The sequence below is a fragment of the Acinetobacter sp. CAU_H_56 genome (assembly GCF_058599425.1).
Genome location: NZ_CM178654.1, coordinates 151,901 through 169,223, shown reverse-complemented (window position 1 = coordinate 169,223; position 17,323 = coordinate 151,901). Strand labels below are relative to the sequence as shown.

Below are 17,323 nucleotides of genomic sequence, written 5' to 3'. Positions count from 1 at the left end.
CCATGATGGATTGGTTATCTCTCCTATTACCTGCATGGATTATGGGAACACTCTTGGTGTTCCTGACCGCACCGCTCGGCTGTCTGATGCTGTGGCGTCGTATGTCTTTCTTTGCAGATACGATGGCACATGGTACTTTGCTCGGTGTTGCGATTGCCGGTGCGATGAGCCTGCCACTCTGGATGGGTGTCAGCTTTATTGCAGTCTTATTGGTCGCTGTACTTTGGGTACTGTATGACCCACGCTTGCCAAATGATGCATTGTTGGCACTCTGCTCAGCGACCCTACTCTGTTCAGGCCTGTTATTTATTCAACATTTACCGAGTTTAAGACCGGAACTGCTTAGCTATTTGTTTGGTGATCTACTCACCATTTCATGGACAGATCTTCCTACTTTTGCCGTTGTGATTATCTTGGCATTGGCCGTTCTGTATAAAAGTTGGCAGGCGCAAATCCAAATTGCGATTGATCCTGATATGGCAATCAGTGAAGGCGTGAATGCAAAACTGCAACGTCTGATCTTCATGTTGTTACTGGCACTATTCACTGTTTTAGCATTACGTGCAGTCGGTTCACTCTTGATGGGGGCATTGCTGGTGATTCCAGCACTCACTGCTCGCCTACTGGCAAATTCCCCTCGTCAAATGGTGATCTGGGCTTTTGTGATTGCACAGATTGGTGTGACAGTCGGACTCTGGTCAAGTGCAGGTCTGAATACGTCAACAGGTCTGACCATTGTCCTAACCATGTCAGTGTTGTTTACCGCTATTTTTATTCTACAGAAGTTTAAAAAACTGACTTAAGGCATGGCAGACAAATTTTACCTGATCAGTGCCTGCTTGCTCGGACACAAGGTTCGTTATGATGGTCGCGACTGTCTGGTAAAAGAGTTGGTCGATCATTTGCTACCAGATCAATATGTCACAATTTGCCCTGAAGTCAGTGGTAGTTTGCCTATCCCCCGACCCGCCGCAGAAATTCAAGGCGGGACAGGATTAGAAGTTCTTAAAAGTTTAGCTCAAGTAACAGATATTCAAGGACAAGATATATCTACTGCTTTTATACAGGGAGCTTATGCTGCCTTGGAACTAGCACAGAAATTTCAAGTCACCCATGCAGTCTTAAAAGCCAATAGTCCATCTTGCGGCAGCAAGCTGATTTATGATGGTTCATTTACTGGGAATAAAATTCAAGGTGATGGCGTAACGGCTGCATTATTTAAACAGCATGATATTAAGGTCATGACTGAAGATGAATTTTTACAGATGATTCTTTAAGAGATCGTTGAATTCCATCTCCTTTAAGGAGAGGTTTCCCTACTGATGCACCAAACTCAATAAAAACGCAGCTCCAGCGAACAAGCTGGCAAAAGTTCGATTCATGACTTTCTGCTGTTTTGGCGATTTCAGAAGACGCAGAACCTTGGCAGCCAGACCGGTATAACCTGCCATCACGATCAGGTCAATCGTTACCATAGTCGCGGCCATAATCACATACTGAATCCATTGCGGTTTAGATAAGTCCAGAAATTGCGGTAATACCGCCAGCAAAAATACAATTGCCTTGGGATTACTCATATTGACCAGAAAACCGTGGATGACGAGTTTTCCAGCTGATTTTCGTGCGAGCTCATGTTTAATTTCAATCGACTGCGCCGGTGCTTTCCACTGCAAAAAGGCCAGATACAGTAAATAAGCAACTCCAAACCATTTCACTGCAAGAAATGCCCAAGGTGTAGTCGCGAACAATACCCCTGCCCCGGCAGCCACAATGGCAATTTGAACCAATAGGGCGAGTTGCAGGCCGAGCGCATTCCAATATCCATGTCGGAAGCCATAATTTAGTCCGCTCGACATCGAAGCAATAGCACCCGCACCTGGGGAAATACTGATCACCCAACAGGCTAACATATAAGCAAACCAGACTTGATAGGACATGGAGATTTAACTCATTCAGATTCAGGATCTAATTATATGACTTTTCCAATATTTTCAGCCAAAAAAATTGCTTAAACATCAGACTGCATACTATTCACTCTATAGTGCTTCAGGCACAATAGCAGGATTGGATACAGAAATTTATTACAGGAGCCATGAATGACAGCCCAATCTGTAATTTTGCCATTACCTTCAGATCATGCTCGCTTTATTGTTTTACGCCTGAAAGATCTCAGTATTGAAGATTTTAAGGAACGATTAGTACAGCTATTTACCACACGCGATCGCCTGATTACCCAACATCCGAATGCGCAAATTAAAACGGCTGTCGCTTTTGGTCCTGAACTCTGGTCAAAATTGTATGAACAGGCACCTGCTGGTTTTAAACAATTAGAGCCAATTCAAGGTTCATTTAATATGCCTGTGGTTCCCGCTGATGTACTGATTCATATTGCCAGTGCGCGTGCCGATATCTGTTTCGCCTTGAGTCAGTCTTTCTTCGAAGGTATTCGCGATCAGGTTGAAGTACTAGATGAGCGTGTTTGCTTCCGTTACTTTGATGGCCGCGATATTACCGGTTTCATCGATGGGACTGAAAATCCACAATTCCCGGATGATCGAGCTGAAGTAGCTTTACTTGGTGAAGATGCTGGTATTTTCCAAGACGGTTCATTCATTTTTGCACAGCGTTATGCGCATAACCTGGATAAATGGAAGAAACTCAAAGTCGATGCTCAAGAACAAGTGATGGGCCGTACCAAACTTGAATCGATTGAGCTGGAGGATGAGGTAAAACCTGCCAATGCGCATATCGCTCGTACTGTCGTTGAAGATGAGGAAGGCGAGGAAATGGAAATTCTACGTCACTCTCTGCCTTATGGAGATGGTCGTGGTGACCAAGGCCTATTCTTTATTGCTTATACCAAAGACTTGAAAATCATTGATGCCATGTTAGTGCGTATGTTTGGTACATCAGGCGATGGGATTCATGATCGCTTGCTACACTTCGTGACTCCAATGGATGGAGCATATTACTTTGCACCAAGTGAGGAGTTACTGGAAGAGATTTTGGAAGGATAAAATTAAAAAGGCTGATGATATCAGCCTTTTTTAAAACTAATATTTTATTTCACAATGGCTTTGTTGCACAAAGATTTGAAATGCAAAGCGCCCCTAATTGAGCCAAATTTAAGGCGTAATTTGGGTAAGTGGTCGACCTAATTCCGTAAATCGGTTGAGGACTGCTACACGTGCATGAATTTCATTCACCTGACTAGGAAAGCTTCTTGCCATTAATTTATCGCCTAATAATTTGATGCAATGCATCTTGGTTTCCACCAAACTGCGGCGATGATAGCCTGACCATTTTTTCCATAATGTCCTGCCTAAACGTTTAACTGTTCGAAGTAATTCATTTCGCTCTAGCGAGCTACTCTTTCTATCTTTCCATGGTTTCGCATTTTTTCTAGGTGGAATCACCGCATGTGCTTGCCGATCTGCAATGACCTGACGGCATTGCTTGGTGTCATAAGCTCCATCGGTATAAACAGAGTCAATCTGCTCATCTTGTGGAATCTGATTAAGTAAATCACCAAGCACCTGTGAATCACTGACATTATTGGTCGTGAGCTGAATAGCGCGTATTTGTAGGGTTTTGGCATCTATACCAATATGTAGTTTACGCCATTGGCGACGATATTCAGCTCCATGTTTCTTGCGTTTCCATTCGCCCTCACCTAGAAACTTCATGCCTGTAGAGTCTACAAGTAGATGCAGCCCCTCGCTACTTTTTTGGTAGCTGATTGCAATATCAATATGCTTTTGTCTTCTACAAAGCGTACTGTAATCTGGTGCGGTCCAATTTAATCCGCAAAGTTCAATCAGACTTTGCACAAAGCCAGTGACCATACGTAAAGATAGACGGAATAAGGATTTAATCATTAAGCAGCATTGGATAGCTGCGTCGGAGTAGGTTTGATTTCGCCCTTGTTTGCCTTTTGATGGAGCATACCATTGCGTAGCAGGATCAAACCAAATGGCAATATTTCCGCGACTCATGAGTACTCGGTTATATGCGGGCCAATTGGTTGTGCGGTAGATTTTATGTGTAGGCTTCTTCATTTGAAAATTATATCGCTGAAAAAGCCTTTACAGATAGGTTTGTGCAACAAAGCCCCTGTAGTCCGGAAAAGCTCACCTTGATCAGTGACCTGATCAACAGCAACCTGACAGCCAATAAACTGTTTTAAGGGAATATAGGGATGAGTGGATAGACAAAGTAATTCAGCATGTAGCCCCTCATTGATCCAGTGCCTGCCTTCAATACGCTGAATCAGAACCTGAGAATTTAAAATTTCATTAGAAAATCGGAGATGAAGTGCACGCTTCTGTGAGCTTAGACCCAAGCCCTCAAGCACCGTATAAATACTCTGTAGCATTTTATAATTATTATTTGAGGTTATTTTTATCGCACTGATTTTAGGGAATAAGCTTAGAACAATCCATCTTGGTATTTATTTCACATGAATTAACCACAAATAGCCTTATCCTGACCTTATATTCTCTATGCTTATGAAATAGAAGATGTATTCTGTTTCAACCTTTTCGATTTTTCTGATTATTTGCCGATTCACTTACTGCTACACTGAAAGCCGAATACTTTATATCTCCTACATCATCCTCGATTACAGGATAAGCCAGAGGCCAAGGATATGCTTGAATTACATTCCAAACTTCCCAATCTGGGCGTCACCATTTTTAGCACCATGTCGGCCTTGGCACAAAAACTCGGGGCAATTAACCTGTCACAAGGTTTTCCGGATTTTCCTGCTCCACCGCAATTGATTGAAGCCCTCAGTCGGGCGGCTGAAAATGGTTTTAACCAATATGCACCGGGTGATGGTTTACTAGTATTACGTGGGCTGGTCACTGATCTTTATCAGCATCGTGACCAGCTCACTTTAGATCCGGTAGAGGAAATCACCATTACCCCTGGCGCAACGATTGCAATCTTCTGTGCAATTCAGGCAACGGTACGGGCGGGTGAAGAAGTCATTATTTTTGATCCCAGTTATGATAGTTATGCGCCAAGCGTGAAGCTGGTCGGTGCCAAACCGGTACATATCGCTCTGGAATATCCTGGTTTTTCTGTGGACTGGAATAAGGTCAAAGATGCAATCAATGACCGTACCCGCATGATTGTAGTGAATACACCGCATAATCCCACCGGAACGGTATGGACAGAGCAAGACTGGCAACAGCTGATTGAACTGATTCGTGATCGCAATATTGTAGTTCTGTCCGATGAAGTTTATGAACATCTGGTATTTGATGAAATTCGTCATCATTCCGCAGCATCATTTCCGGAACTCCGTGAACGCAGTTTTGTGATTGGTTCTTTTGGTAAAACCTTTCATGTGACCGGCTGGAAAACTGGTTTCTGTGTTGCACCGCCAGCTTTAATGCAGATGTTCAGACAGATTTACCAGTTTGTCAGCTTCTGTGGCGTAACCCCAATTCAGGTGGCTCTGACCGAATATATGCAGCTGCATTCTGAACATATTCATGAGCTGTCCGGTTTTTATCAGGCCAAACGGGATTTGTTTAATCATGCACTTACAGATTCCCGTTTTCACTGGACGCCGTCACAAGGCACCTATTTCCAGAATCTGGATTACAGTGAAATTCGTCCTGATCTGGATGCACTGTCTATGTGCCATTATCTGGCGGAACAACACGGTGTTGTGGCGATTCCGGTATCAGCGTTTTATCAGGAACCGCCTAAAGATTTACACTTATTACGCTTCTGCTTCGCCAAAAAGGATGAAACCTTAATAGAAGCAGCACATACTCTTTCCAAAGTTTAAAAAAAATAGACTTATTGGTTACTGAAAAGCTAAGGCGTTCTTGATGCGGATCAAGGATAATTTAGTCCTGATAAATATATGAAAAATCAAGAACAGGATGTCATATGGCACAGCAAGCATTGGTTCACCAGCAGAATTTATGCAAAACATTTTTTATTTTCCTGTTACCGCTGGTCGTTACCAACATCCTGCAAAGCCTGTCCGGTACGATTAATACTGTTTTTGTGGGGCAAATGCTCGGCGTGCAAGCGATTGCTGCAGTTGCAGTATTTTTCCCGATTCTGTTCTGTCTGATGGCTTTTGTGATTGGTCTCTCTGCAGGTTCTACGGTTCTGGTAGGACAGGCTTGGGGTGCCAGAAACCTGGAAAAAGTGCGCTGTGTAGTTGGCTCTACCTTGTTTATGACGCTGATTGGTGGCAGCCTGATTGCCCTATTGGGTGTATTTTTTGCTGAAAATATCCTGCAATTATTAGGTACAGATCCGGATGTGATGCACCTTTCTTTGCCTTATGTGCAATGGATGCTGGCTGGTAGCCCACTGATTTTTATTTATATTATTTATACTTCAATTTTACGTGGTGTCGGAGATAGCACTACGCCACTGTTTGCCTCTGCCTTAACGATTGGTGTGGGCTTGGTAGTAACACCAGTCTTGATCGCCGGTTATTTCGGTTTTCCTAAGATGGGGATCATCTCTCCAGCAATTGCAACCATTCTGGGCAACTTGGCTGTTCTGTTATTTCTCATTCTCTATTTAAATTATAAGCGTCATCCTCTAAGACCAGACTGGGCGTTGATCAAAGATATCCGTCATCAGCCCCAGCTCAGCAAAATTATCCTGCGCTTAGGTATTCCAACCGGGGTTCAAATGGTGACGACTTCAGTCGCTGGTCTGGTCATTGTGGGTCTGGTCAACCGTTATGGTGCAGAAGCAACAGCAGCCTATGGTGCCGTGAATCAGGTGCTGAATTATATTCAGTTCCCTGCTCTTTCTATTGCCATTGCAGCTTCCGTCTTTGGGGCACAGGCCATTGGTGCTGGTAAAAATGATTTGCTCAATAAAGTGACTCGAACTGCTTTAAGTATGAATATCTTGTTCACAGGTAGTCTGGTAATTCTGGCTTATCTGTTTTCTAAATATCTCATGGCACTATTTATCACTGACCCACAGGTCGTGGTATTGGGTCAGCAACTTCTCTTCATTGTCCTATGGTCGATTTTGTTCTTTGGTGCTAGCGCAATTTTTGCTTCGATCATGCGGGCCAGTGGCACAGTGACAGTCCCGATGTTGATCAATATTATTGCCATTATTGGCATTGAAGTACCAGCTGCCTATATGTTCAGCCGCTGGTGGGGTTTACAAGGGATCTGGTATGGCTATGCCCTTGCCTTTGTCTGTCTTTGTATTATGCAAGGCTTGTATTACCAGTTTATCTGGAAGAAAAAAACCATCGAGGCACTGGTTTAATCTTCCAGCTTGGACTACTGGATAAACCTAGCAAAGCACTTCTAAATAGCGTATTTCCTGCTTAATCCATATTTTTTATATGGATTCATTTTTATTATATTTTTCAGCCATGGAGATCCTTGTTATAAGCAGTGTATTGTATAAAAACACAAGGTCTACTCATGGCTAAACGACAAATTAAACTGGGTGCTTTTATTCCAATGACTTCGCAACATGCGGCAGGTTGGCGCCATCCTGAGTCTCGTCCTCAGGATCATTTAAGCATTGATTATGCGATTGAATTAGCGAAAACTGCTGAACGCGGCCTGTTTGATGCCTATTTCCTTGCAGATGGTCTGGCAGTCAACTGGAGTCATGGTGCTTCCAAACATAATAAGAATGTCGGTTATAGCGATAAAGTCGTGGGCTTTGAACCAGTTACCTTATTCGCAGCGATTTCAGCCGTCACCCAAAATATTGGTTTTATTGCCACTGCTTCGACCACCTATGAAGAACCGTATCTGTTGGCACGAAAATATGCCTCTTTAGACCATATTAGTAAGGGTCGTGCCGCTTGGAATGTCGTCACCACTATATCTGCTGAAACCGCGCGGAACTTTGGTTTCAGTGCACATCCGGATGCCAAAGTCCGTTATGAGCGCGCGGATGAATTTATTGAAGTTGTACAGAAGCTCTGGGATTCCTGGGAAGATGATGCATTCCTCTATGACAAAGAAAGCGGTCATTTCTTTGATGCATCTAAACAGCATGAACCTCTGCATAGCGGCAAATATTTTAATGTCCAGGGTGCACTGAATGTCCCTCGTCCACCACAAGGCTATCCAGTGATTGTTCAGGCAGGCCAGTCTGAAGATGGACGTGAGCTGGCCGCCAAATATGCCGAAGTGATTTTTACCGCCCAGCAAAGTCTATCTGATGCCCAAGCCTTCTACCGTGATGTCAAAGGTCGTCTGGCTAAATATGGCCGTCATCCGGATGATCTAAAAGTAATGCCGGGGGTTTCTGTCTTTGTGGCTAAAACCGAACAGGAAGCCAAAGAAAAATATGAATTGCTGAATAGTCTGATTCATCCAGATGTCGGTTTGGGCTTACTGTCTGGTCTGGCAGGTGATATTGATCTTTCAAACTATGATTTGGATGCTCCATTTCCTCTAGAAGACATTGAGATCAAGTCTAGCCGTCAGCAAATGATGTTCGAAATTGCAGCGAAGCATCGCTTTAGTATTCGCCAGCTATATGAATATATTGCCTCTGCTCGCGGTCACTGGACACTGATCGGAACACCTGAACAGGTAGTCGACCAGCTACAGGAATGGTTCGAAAATGAAGCGGCTGATGGTTTTAATGTCTTGCCACCAACGACACCTGCCGGTCTGAATGATTTTGTCGATTTCATCGTACCCGAGCTACAGCGCCGTGGTTTGTTCCGGACTGAATATGAAGGCACAACTCTGCGTGAAAACTTAGGATTGAAACGTCCAGAAAATCAGTATGTGATTGCGCAACAAAATACTGCGGTTGCTTCTTAAACCATCCATTATAAAAAATGCCCGATAGGGCATTTTTTATTTCTTTAAGTTAAGCACTGGGGTAATTGGGGCTAGTGGAAATGACAAATATGGGCGAGGTTTATTCCTGTTGATTTCTGTATAACTTGAAATGAATGAAGCCCCTAGCCTACCAGCAAAACTGACCAGAGCTTGTGAGTAGCGGCTGATCCTTTATAGTTGAAAAATTTAATACTTTTAGAATTTCTCTTTTCAACTGCTGTAGTCGCGTATTCTGGCGCTTGCGTGGGTAAGATAAGGGCACTTTTAAAACCTGTTCGATTCGTCCAGGATTAGCCTGCATCACGGCTACTGAATTGCTCAGCAATAAGGCCTCAGCAATATCTTTGGTCGCTAAAATCACGGTAATATTTTTAGTTTTCCAGATTCGTTGTAATTCTTCATGTAGATGTTGACGCATCAGCGCATCCAGTTCAGCAAAAGGATCATCTAATAATAATATATCTGGTTGAGTAATCAGGCTTTTGGCAATTGCCACTTTCAGATTCATGCCAGCAGACAAGTGCGATGGATAAGCATCCTTAAACGGCGTCAATTGCAGCAATTCCAGCTGTTCCTGAATTCTTCGGTTTTCCTCTTCTCTGCTTAAAGGGATTTGATGTAAGGCCATGCGGATATTTTCCGTCACACTGAGCCAGTTAAATAGACGATGGTCCTGATAGACAATACTGAGATTTGGAAGATGTTCAGCTGGCTGTTTTCCCTGAATCAGAATCTGGCCCTGCTGATGCTGTTCCAAGCCCATTAGTAAGCGTAACAATGTGGATTTACCGCAGCCAGCATGCCCTACCACACTGACAAAATCACCTGCATGAATATCTAGATTAATATCTTCGAGGACTTGGGTCTGCTGATCTGGTGCGGTGCTATAACTTTTATATAAATTTTGAATCGTGATTCTACATTGAGATTGCTCCGTCATTTTTCCTCACCTTTTGCTGCAATACATATTTAATGATTGTTCTAGGCTAGATCTATCCTACTTATGAACTTGGATAAATTTCTGTCTCTTTTAGATCTGCTGAAAATAGGACTCTTTTGACTATAAAAGAGTTTGGGGTAAGGAGTTATCTTGATTTTTTATTTGGTTATCAAAAGCATATATAGGTTTTAATCGTTAGAAATAAATTAATAAACTTCAATATCTTAAAATTTTATTCTTCTAGAAAACGTTATTTAAAATATTCCGCATAACCAAATCACAACAATACTAGGGCAATAAAAAAACCCGCGAATGCGGGTATTCAATTGGTTCAGCTTACCAGGCCAATTTATACTGTTCCAGTTCATGCGGTACAAGCTCGACCTGATCCTGGAAATCAAGCAAAATGTCATTTTTAATGGCCGCCAGACGGTAGTCTTCACGCTTACGCGGACGTTCCAGATCCACTTTCACAATACGCTTGATTCGTCCTGGATGCGGCTGCATTACTACCACGCGATCGCCCAACAATACCGCTTCTTCGACATCATGAGTGACCAGAATAGAGGTGATCTTTTCCGACTGCCAAATCCGCTGTAATTCCTGTTGCAAGTTGGCACGGGTCAAGGCATCCAAGGCACCGAAAGGTTCATCCAGCAATAAAATTTGTGGACGATTTACCAGACTACGTGCAATTGCCACACGCTGACTCATGCCCCCGGACAACTGACTTGGATAGGCAGTTTTAAACTGGCTCAATTGCACCAGTTCCAGATGATAATCAATCAGTTCCTGCTTTTCGGCTTTGCTCAGGCCTGATTTTTCCAGCGCTAAAGCTACATTTTGTTCGACACTCAGCCAAGGAAACAAACGGTGATCCTGAAACACAATACCGCGATCCAGACTGGTGCCCTGAATCGGTTTGCCATCAATCAAAATGCTACCTTGAAACTCGGCATCAAGGCCCACCAAAAGCCGCAATAAGGTTGATTTACCACAGCCACTATTACCGACAATACTAATGAACTCGCCTGGCTGGATATTCAAATTAATCTGATCTAATACCTGCAACTCTTCCCCATCTTTAGGGAAGAACTTGTCGAGCTTCTGGATCTCGACATGACCCTTAATATTCACCTGTTGATTCATGTTGTTATCTCACATCTTTTATTTATTGGCCGCCTGACGCCAGCGTAAGTTATAGTTTTCAAAGAATTGTGCTGCCTTGGAAAATAACAGCCCGACAATCGCAATAATGGCCATGCCATATAGCACCACTTCCATCTGGAACAGGTTCTGTCCATCCATGATTGGATTGACCACGCCAACCGAAGACACAAAGAAATACTCCGCGCCAACAGTCGCCACCCATGAAAACACCAGCGCAATATTCAAACCGGCAAAAATACTTGGAGCTGCTGCGGGTAAAATCACTTTAAAAAAAGTACGTACCGGACTGAGCTGGAAGATCTGCGCCACTTCCTTAATTTTGACCGGCACATTCTTCACCCCGTCATAGGTATTAAAGAACACCGGATAGAACACCACCAAGGCAATAAAAATCACTTTTGAAACTTCACCGTGTCCAAACCACATGATCATCAATGGAATCCACGCAAATACTGCCACGTGTTTAATAGCGTTCAATGTTGGAGAAAAGATTCGATCCAGCCAGACGTTTAGACCCAGGGTCAAACCCAGCACTGCACCAATCACTCCACCGGCAATAAACCCTGCCGTGTTGCGAAGTAGACTGGCGATAATATTTTCTGTCACCTCGCCTGCCTGCCAGCTTTCTACAAAGGCCTGCCATACAGCAGCTGGCGGTGCCAGCAAAGCAGGATCAACCCATTGTTTTGCAGTCGCGATCCACCAGGCAACCAACAGAACCAGAGGAATGACCCAGCCGCGATAATCTATTTTTTTCATGATGTTTTCTCTATCTAGCCTGATCCCAACCACGGAACTGTTTTTGTATGAGGCGGATAATGACGTCAAAGCCAAACCCCACCAGTCCAATCACCACTACAGTTGCCATCACCACATCGAGCTGGAAAATCTGACGGCCATAGACCATCACATAGCCGATCCCTTCACTCGAAGCTAGCAGTTCTACTGCAACCAGAGCGCCCCATGAACTTGCCAGAGATAAACGCAGACCACCGATAAAACTGATAAAAGCACCCGGCAGAACCACATTTTTAAATCTGGACCAGGTGCTCAACTGATAAACTTCCGCGACTTCGGTCAATTGCTGTGGAATATTGCGCACGCCTTTAAATACATTGATGGTCATCGGTACCAGCGCGGCTTTAGCAATCAGAATAATCTTGAGGGCTTCATCAATCCCGACCAGTAAAATTAACAGTGGAATCCAGCCGATCACGGGTACCAGATTAATGGCTTTAAACGTAGGCCAGATATAGGCCTCTGCTCGATGCGATAGTCCCATGGTCAGACCTAGAGCCAATGCCAGTACAATGCCGGCACTGAACCCGTAGCCAATCCGGCTCAGACTGACACTCAGATTGCTCCACAGTTCGCCAGTTTGATACAGATCTTTCAGGGCAACCCAGACCAGTTCAGGTGCAGGCAGCAATAAAGGATTCACCCAGTTCCGTTCTACCGACACATGCCACAGATAGAGCAACGCGATGGGGAAAATTGCTCCGATTCCCCATATGAACACCTGATTCTGTTTAAAAAAATTCAGAATACTTTTTCGGTTCAATCTGGATGCAGCATTGTCCTGTGTCGGTGTCTTGGCTGTTTCAAGCTCGATTTCCTGTAACATCACTCAACCTCCTCAAGAGCATGATGGTTATTGCCCATTGGCATTGAGATGTTTCCAATAGTTCTGTAAATTCAGCGTTTTTACAGCATTATTGACATACTTTGGTTCGATCCATGAATCTACATTGAATTGACCACGAATGAGCTTAAGCTCCTGACCTGCTTTAAGTTTTTGCTTAATCAGACTAACGTTGTATGCATCAAAAATTGGCGCACTATTACGTTTTAAATCCACACCAGTATGTAGTCTGCTAATAACAGAGAAAGGAAGACCTGATTTTGCCCATTGCTTGAATAGCTGATCTTTATTGACAGGATTACTTTCCCAGGCTGCCTGTTTAACTAAGACATTCACGATACGCTGTACCACTTCAGGATATTTCTGTTCAAACTTCGAGTTCACTACAACATAACCTGAAGTTTTATAAACATCTGGTTCATTCTTAGTGGTATAAATGACTTTAGCAATGCCACGATCTACAATGGATAAAATCGGTCCCGCACTCCAGATGGCATCAATATCACCACTGGCAAGTGCTGAATAAGCAACTGGCCCATCCATATTCACAAACCGGAAATCTTTTTCGGTATATCCGTATTTTTTAAGGACATTAATAATCGATAAATGGATATTGGTTCCTTTAAAGAAGCCGATACGTTTACCTTTCAAATCTGCTAATGATTTTGCATTGGAATCTGCAGCAACGGCTAGATAAGTATCTGTTTTAGTACTCGCCACTAAAATAGCTTTGGTATCAAGCCCACTCGACCTACCAATCAGCCCAGGCAAATCCCCAATCCAAGTAATATCTACCAAACCATTGGCATAGGATTCATTAATTGCAGGACCCGCACCTTTAAAGTTATTCCATTGCACTTTAATGCCATCTTTCTGGAATTCTTTTTCAAATAAACCCAGTGTCTGTGCCGTTGCATAGTAATTGCCATAACCTACAGGACGGTTACCAGTTCCTACCATTGGAGAGGCAAAACGAATAACATTAGGTTTAGCTTCTGCTGCAAAAGATTGAACAGCAGGCACCAGTGTTGCTGTGGAGAGAAGGCCAGCAAATAATACTTTTGACCATTTAAACATGTGAAAATTCCTCAAAATATAAAATTAGAATCCGTACTGGAATTGTGCGACCAGTTCGTTATAGCTCTTGTTTGTAATGTCATTGTTGACATGGTTCAGGTTGATCTGAAACTTGGTGGTTTCCGCAAAAAATGCATTCAGGCCCAGACTGTGAATATCAACCGTTTGATCGGCTAAATTTTTGTCACGATCAATGGTGTCGTAGCGATAGAAGGCCTGATAAGACTTTGGCCACCAGTCGTCATAACGGCCCTGATTACGGAAGCCTTTGACAAACTGCTCACCAAAGTTCCAGAACAAGGTACCTGTGTGTGACTCACTTTCACGCTTATAGGTCTGTGCGGTTTGTGAAATATAGGTGTCATCTTCACCTTGCACATATTCATAGGTCACACCGAATGGATGATGGTTATAGTAAATATCGAAGCCTTTACGCAGCACATCGCCTTTACCAGCAAAGGCCGCACTGGTGCCATCAATTTCAAATAGATTGCTCTTGCCTTGATACCAGGACAGACCAAAACTCAGTTCACGCAGCCATGAGTTATATTCTGCAGGCAAGGTATAACGCAGACGTCCAATAAAGTTTTTGTCATCATTGTCATCCGATTTATTGGCACCATTACCATTCACCAGACCAAAGGCATAGCTGATCATTGGCGAGCGATAGTTATAACCATAGTCCACGGTTGGTAAGGCATCACCGCGTACAATCAGGCCGACTTCACGCAGTGCCAGTCCATAACCTAGGCCCGGTAAACTGAACAAGGCATTGTTAATGGTGGGCTTCAAATCTTCAGTGGCCTGAACTTCTTGGCCAAATGGCAATAGTTGCTGACCTAAAGTGACGCTCAAGCGTCCCGTGTCGGCACTTAAGGTTGGTAATACGTGATAAGTCAGCTGTGCATCCAATAAGTTCAGATAACTGTTATTGGTTCCTGTCTGTGGAGAAGTACCAAAACGCAGGTTGAAATCCAGGTTTTTGCCTTCTTCATAGTCTTTATACAGGTTGCCAATAAAACCAATTTGGACTGCACCTAAATCAAACGAAGAGTGGCGGTCTTGAACTGCCATCCCGGTATTGGTACCCGTAGGTGGAGTGCGCTGTGCTTCATCGATATAAGAGGCTTTGGCTTGTACCACCCCGTTAATCAATAACTGACGTGTTGATAATGCCGTTTTGGTATCGCGGTCACGTTGTACCTGATATTTATAGTTTTCCAGATCGCTTTGCAGACCTTGCAACTCGGCACGTGTCACAAAGCTTTGGTCATCGTCAGTGTCAGCTTCTGCATCAGTAGCCACCTCAATCTCATCAGCAGTAGTGGCTTCTGTAACGGCTTCGTTCTGATTCTGAATCTGCGCCAACTGGGTTTTTAATTGTTTTAATGACTGCTCGAGTTGACTGACCTGTTGTTGTAACTGACCTACCTCCGCATCTGCATGCGTTAAGCCAATACTCGCGCTCAGCAGAGTCAGTACCGTTGCCCCTTGTTTAAAATATTGCTTCATACAATCGACACACCTACAGTTTTGCCAGTGAAACGTCAGTCGATTTGATCAGCACAATCACCTGACTTCCTACCTGCAAATCCAGCTCTTCTACAGAACGTGTCGTAATTACCGAAGTGAAAATACCTGAAGCAGTCACCACATCGACTTCAGAAACCACATCACCTTTTACAATTTCCTGAATAGTACCTTTTAACTGGTTACGCACATTAATAGATTGAATTGTCATTATTAATCCCTGTTGTTTTGGTTGGAATTAATATGCATGATTTTTAATATGCAGAAAAATAATATAAATAGATTTTTATATATTATTTTATAAAATCTAAAAATATTATTTTAAATCCAGTTAATCTGATAATTTAAATATTCTTTGTTTTTAATCACGATATTTTCATATTGCCAATCCAGAATATTTTGACTGGCCAGATTCTTTATTTCTTTATTAATAGTTTGGCGTGAAGCAGAGAGTAAATCTGCTAAATCATGCTGGGAAATTTTGAGCTTAATTTCAGTTCCCAGAGGATGAGATCGACCGTACTGAATCGAAAGGTCATGCAAAACCTTACACACTTTTTGATGTAAATTAGCGACTTGCAGGAATTTAACCTGCTGGATCAGATATTGCATCCGATGGCTGAGAATATTTAAAGCATCCTGCTTTAAGTGATTGTTATCATTTATTTCTTCTATAAATATATGCTGTGGAATTTGCAGGACTTTAACCTGATTAAAAGCATAATAATCATAATCAATCACTTGTGTATTGAGGCACGGAAGCAGGTTAATCAGATGCTTTTCCGAGAAATAATTAAAGGCATGAAAACGACCCGACGGGCTTAAATATCCAATCTGTATAATCCCATCAAGTAATATATATAAAGCAGTATGGCAGTTTTCTTTATTTAAAATTAAATCGCCTTTTTGATATTTTCGAATCGTTGAACATTTTAAAATATAATCCAGTTTATCCTCAGAGATATTTTTAAATATATTTTTTAATATGTCGTAATTTACATTATTTTTTGCAGTATGAATTTGCATAAAATGATCCACCCTATATTTTATTTAAATATTAGATGGATCATTAATGACTGGCGAATCATTTATTCTTGATTCTTTAGCTATTTATATGCAAAGTTTCCAATTCAATAAGAATTACTTATGAAACTTTTTCATAAATACCATCTTCGCTGTTATAGCGGAAGTTGCTGATATCCTGCTTGACGTCTTTACGCAGTTCACGGCTTGGACGGCCATCCACACCGACTGGCACATCACCCTCTAAAGTCACACGACGCACTACACGGTGCTGGTCACCATAGTCATTAATCGCTCGGTGTTGCGTTGCACGGTTATCCCAGATCGCCACATCACCTGCACTCCAGCGCCAGCTCACAATATTTTCCAGCTTCTCTACATAACTTTGGAACAGGTCGAATAAACGGCGTGATTCACTTGAGCTATAACCGACGAAGCTCTTAAAGAAATGGCCCAATAACAAGGTTTTTTCACCTGTTTCAGGATGAACGCGTACCAATGGATGTTCAGTTTCGTATTCAGTTGAGTTGAAGTAGTTTTTATATTTTTCTAAAGCTTCTTTTGGAACACTGACTTTTGCAGCATAGTCAAAGTTGTTGCTGTGAATCGCACGCAAGCTATCCGCCAGTGTTTTCAGTTCTTCAGGTAAATCATTGTAGGCAGCGGTTGTATTTGCCCATACGGTATTGCCACCTACTGTAGGTGCAACCACGCTACGCAGGATAGAAGCTTTTGGATAGGCATCAATAAAGCTGATGTCCGTATGCCAGCTGTCTGCACGTGCACCGCGTGAATCAATTTCCAGAATATGTGCAGAGCCATCTTTTACCGGTACAGTCGGGTGATTCAACGGTGTGCCTAAACGTGCTGCAAAGGCTTCTTGGACTACATCATCCAGATGTTGCTGATCTTTAAAGAAGATCGCTTTATGCTGCAATAATGCCTGGTTGATTTCATTCACCACTTCATCAGCCAAATCCGCTGACAGTTTTATGCCCTGGATTTCAGCGCCAATACGGCCACCAATTGGTTGAACCTGGATGTGTTTGTATTCATAAGCCATGATCATTTCCTCTATCTATAATTATGTCGACCTTAGGTCTGTGAAATCATCATGCC

17 protein-coding genes and 1 pseudogene are annotated in these 17,323 nt (G+C 42.8%); 6 read left to right on the top strand and 12 right to left on the bottom strand.

The window, feature by feature from the left end:
- Nucleotides 1-2 precede the first annotated feature (2 nt).
- Both znuB and AC4MCC_RS00780 read left to right on the top strand, forming a co-directional pair.
- Nucleotides 3-803, top strand: coding sequence for a zinc ABC transporter permease subunit ZnuB (znuB, locus tag AC4MCC_RS00785; RefSeq protein WP_491880366.1), 801 nt, complete (start codon nucleotides 3-5; stop codon nucleotides 801-803).
- 3 nt (nucleotides 804-806) lie between these two features.
- The gene (locus AC4MCC_RS00780; RefSeq protein ID WP_491885546.1) at nucleotides 807-1,277 is read left to right on the top strand and encodes a 2-thiouracil desulfurase family protein; all 471 of its coding nucleotides are present in this window, start codon (nucleotides 807-809) and stop codon (nucleotides 1,275-1,277) included.
- Nucleotides 1,278-1,316: 39 nt separating this feature from the next.
- Here AC4MCC_RS00780 and AC4MCC_RS00775 read toward each other — a convergent pair whose 3' ends face one another.
- Nucleotides 1,317-1,937 (bottom strand): LysE family transporter, encoded by a 621-nt coding sequence (locus tag AC4MCC_RS00775; RefSeq protein WP_125279444.1) that lies wholly within the window; start codon nucleotides 1,935-1,937, stop codon nucleotides 1,317-1,319.
- A gap of 159 nt (nucleotides 1,938-2,096) precedes the next feature.
- Between AC4MCC_RS00775 and AC4MCC_RS00770 the strand changes: the two genes are divergently transcribed.
- A complete protein-coding gene (locus tag AC4MCC_RS00770) occupies nucleotides 2,097-3,017 on the top strand; it encodes a Dyp-type peroxidase (RefSeq protein ID WP_491885545.1) in 921 nt (306 codons plus the stop codon).
- A gap of 108 nt (nucleotides 3,018-3,125) precedes the next feature.
- Here AC4MCC_RS00770 and AC4MCC_RS00765 read toward each other — a convergent pair whose 3' ends face one another.
- Nucleotides 3,126-4,058, bottom strand: a complete 933-nt coding sequence (locus tag AC4MCC_RS00765) for an IS5-like element IS17 family transposase (RefSeq protein WP_419365521.1) — start codon at nucleotides 4,056-4,058, stop codon at nucleotides 3,126-3,128.
- 47 nt (nucleotides 4,059-4,105) lie between these two features.
- A pseudogene (locus AC4MCC_RS00760) lies at nucleotides 4,106-4,375 on the bottom strand (type VI secretion system tip protein VgrG); the annotation flags it as partial.
- A gap of 273 nt (nucleotides 4,376-4,648) precedes the next feature.
- Here AC4MCC_RS00760 and AC4MCC_RS00755 point away from each other — a divergent pair.
- The 3 genes from AC4MCC_RS00755 to AC4MCC_RS00745 all read left to right on the top strand — a co-directional run bounded on the left by AC4MCC_RS00755 (nucleotide 4,649) and on the right by AC4MCC_RS00745 (nucleotide 8,801).
- Entirely contained in the window at nucleotides 4,649-5,803 is a 1,155-nt protein-coding gene (locus AC4MCC_RS00755) for a methionine aminotransferase (protein WP_491885544.1), read from the top strand.
- Between the two features lie 104 nt (nucleotides 5,804-5,907).
- Complete coding sequence (locus AC4MCC_RS00750) at nucleotides 5,908-7,272, top strand: MATE family efflux transporter (protein WP_491885543.1); 1,365 nt, start codon at nucleotides 5,908-5,910, stop codon at nucleotides 7,270-7,272.
- 161 nt (nucleotides 7,273-7,433) lie between these two features.
- Nucleotides 7,434-8,801 (top strand): LLM class flavin-dependent oxidoreductase, encoded by a 1,368-nt coding sequence (locus AC4MCC_RS00745; RefSeq protein WP_491885542.1) that lies wholly within the window; start codon nucleotides 7,434-7,436, stop codon nucleotides 8,799-8,801.
- Between the two features lie 148 nt (nucleotides 8,802-8,949).
- Here AC4MCC_RS00745 and AC4MCC_RS00740 read toward each other — a convergent pair whose 3' ends face one another.
- The 9 genes from AC4MCC_RS00740 to AC4MCC_RS00700 form a co-directional block, all read right to left on the bottom strand.
- On the bottom strand, nucleotides 8,950-9,762 hold the full coding sequence (locus AC4MCC_RS00740) for an ABC transporter ATP-binding protein (protein WP_491885541.1): 813 nt from the start codon (nucleotides 9,760-9,762) through the stop codon (nucleotides 8,950-8,952).
- Nucleotides 9,763-10,098: 336 nt separating this feature from the next.
- A complete protein-coding gene (locus tag AC4MCC_RS00735) occupies nucleotides 10,099-10,911 on the bottom strand; it encodes an ABC transporter ATP-binding protein (RefSeq protein ID WP_166138948.1) in 813 nt (270 codons plus the stop codon).
- An 18-nt stretch (nucleotides 10,912-10,929) separates the two neighbouring features.
- Nucleotides 10,930-11,691, bottom strand: coding sequence for an ABC transporter permease (locus tag AC4MCC_RS00730; protein ID WP_491885540.1), 762 nt, complete (start codon nucleotides 11,689-11,691; stop codon nucleotides 10,930-10,932).
- 10 nt (nucleotides 11,692-11,701) lie between these two features.
- A complete protein-coding gene (locus AC4MCC_RS00725) occupies nucleotides 11,702-12,556 on the bottom strand; it encodes an ABC transporter permease (RefSeq protein WP_491885837.1) in 855 nt (284 codons plus the stop codon).
- Between the two features lie 27 nt (nucleotides 12,557-12,583).
- Entirely contained in the window at nucleotides 12,584-13,651 is a 1,068-nt protein-coding gene (locus tag AC4MCC_RS00720; RefSeq protein WP_491885539.1) for an ABC transporter substrate-binding protein, read from the bottom strand.
- A gap of 24 nt (nucleotides 13,652-13,675) precedes the next feature.
- Nucleotides 13,676-15,163, bottom strand: coding sequence for a hypothetical protein (locus AC4MCC_RS00715; protein WP_491885538.1), 1,488 nt, complete (start codon nucleotides 15,161-15,163; stop codon nucleotides 13,676-13,678).
- Nucleotides 15,164-15,176: 13 nt separating this feature from the next.
- A complete protein-coding gene (locus AC4MCC_RS00710; RefSeq protein ID WP_179992729.1) occupies nucleotides 15,177-15,392 on the bottom strand; it encodes a TOBE domain-containing protein in 216 nt (71 codons plus the stop codon).
- 110 nt (nucleotides 15,393-15,502) lie between these two features.
- Complete coding sequence (locus AC4MCC_RS00705) at nucleotides 15,503-16,207, bottom strand: Crp/Fnr family transcriptional regulator (protein ID WP_491876394.1); 705 nt, start codon at nucleotides 16,205-16,207, stop codon at nucleotides 15,503-15,505.
- A gap of 118 nt (nucleotides 16,208-16,325) precedes the next feature.
- Nucleotides 16,326-17,267 (bottom strand): TauD/TfdA dioxygenase family protein, encoded by a 942-nt coding sequence (locus AC4MCC_RS00700; RefSeq protein WP_491885537.1) that lies wholly within the window; start codon nucleotides 17,265-17,267, stop codon nucleotides 16,326-16,328.
- Nucleotides 17,268-17,323: the final 56 nt, after the last annotated feature.

Excerpts from the sequence above, each read along its gene's own strand:
- AC4MCC_RS00755 (WP_491885544.1), top strand. The coding sequence starts at position 4,649 with ATGCTTGAATTACATTCCAAACTTCCCAATCTGGGCGTCACCATTTTT.
- AC4MCC_RS00715 (WP_491885538.1), bottom strand. The coding sequence starts at position 15,163 with ATGAAGCAATATTTTAAACAAGGGGCAACGGTACTGACTCTGCTGAGC.
- AC4MCC_RS00725 (WP_491885837.1), bottom strand. The coding sequence starts at position 12,556 with ATGTTACAGGAAATCGAGCTTGAAACAGCCAAGACACCGACACAGGAC.
- znuB (WP_491880366.1), top strand. The coding sequence starts at position 3 with ATGATGGATTGGTTATCTCTCCTATTACCTGCATGGATTATGGGAACA.
- AC4MCC_RS00765 (WP_419365521.1), bottom strand. The coding sequence starts at position 4,058 with ATGAAGAAGCCTACACATAAAATCTACCGCACAACCAATTGGCCCGCA.
- AC4MCC_RS00775 (WP_125279444.1), bottom strand. The coding sequence starts at position 1,937 with ATGTCCTATCAAGTCTGGTTTGCTTATATGTTAGCCTGTTGGGTGATC.
- AC4MCC_RS00710 (WP_179992729.1), bottom strand. The coding sequence starts at position 15,392 with ATGACAATTCAATCTATTAATGTGCGTAACCAGTTAAAAGGTACTATT.
- AC4MCC_RS00750 (WP_491885543.1), top strand. The coding sequence starts at position 5,908 with ATGGCACAGCAAGCATTGGTTCACCAGCAGAATTTATGCAAAACATTT.
- AC4MCC_RS00745 (WP_491885542.1), top strand. The coding sequence starts at position 7,434 with ATGGCTAAACGACAAATTAAACTGGGTGCTTTTATTCCAATGACTTCG.
- AC4MCC_RS00770 (WP_491885545.1), top strand. The coding sequence starts at position 2,097 with ATGACAGCCCAATCTGTAATTTTGCCATTACCTTCAGATCATGCTCGC.
- AC4MCC_RS00720 (WP_491885539.1), bottom strand. The coding sequence starts at position 13,651 with ATGTTTAAATGGTCAAAAGTATTATTTGCTGGCCTTCTCTCCACAGCA.
- AC4MCC_RS00705 (WP_491876394.1), bottom strand. The coding sequence starts at position 16,207 with ATGCAAATTCATACTGCAAAAAATAATGTAAATTACGACATATTAAAA.
- AC4MCC_RS00730 (WP_491885540.1), bottom strand. The coding sequence starts at position 11,691 with ATGAAAAAAATAGATTATCGCGGCTGGGTCATTCCTCTGGTTCTGTTG.
- AC4MCC_RS00740 (WP_491885541.1), bottom strand. The coding sequence starts at position 9,762 with ATGACGGAGCAATCTCAATGTAGAATCACGATTCAAAATTTATATAAA.
- AC4MCC_RS00700 (WP_491885537.1), bottom strand. The coding sequence starts at position 17,267 with ATGGCTTATGAATACAAACACATCCAGGTTCAACCAATTGGTGGCCGT.
- AC4MCC_RS00735 (WP_166138948.1), bottom strand. The coding sequence starts at position 10,911 with ATGAATCAACAGGTGAATATTAAGGGTCATGTCGAGATCCAGAAGCTC.
- AC4MCC_RS00780 (WP_491885546.1), top strand. The coding sequence starts at position 807 with ATGGCAGACAAATTTTACCTGATCAGTGCCTGCTTGCTCGGACACAAG.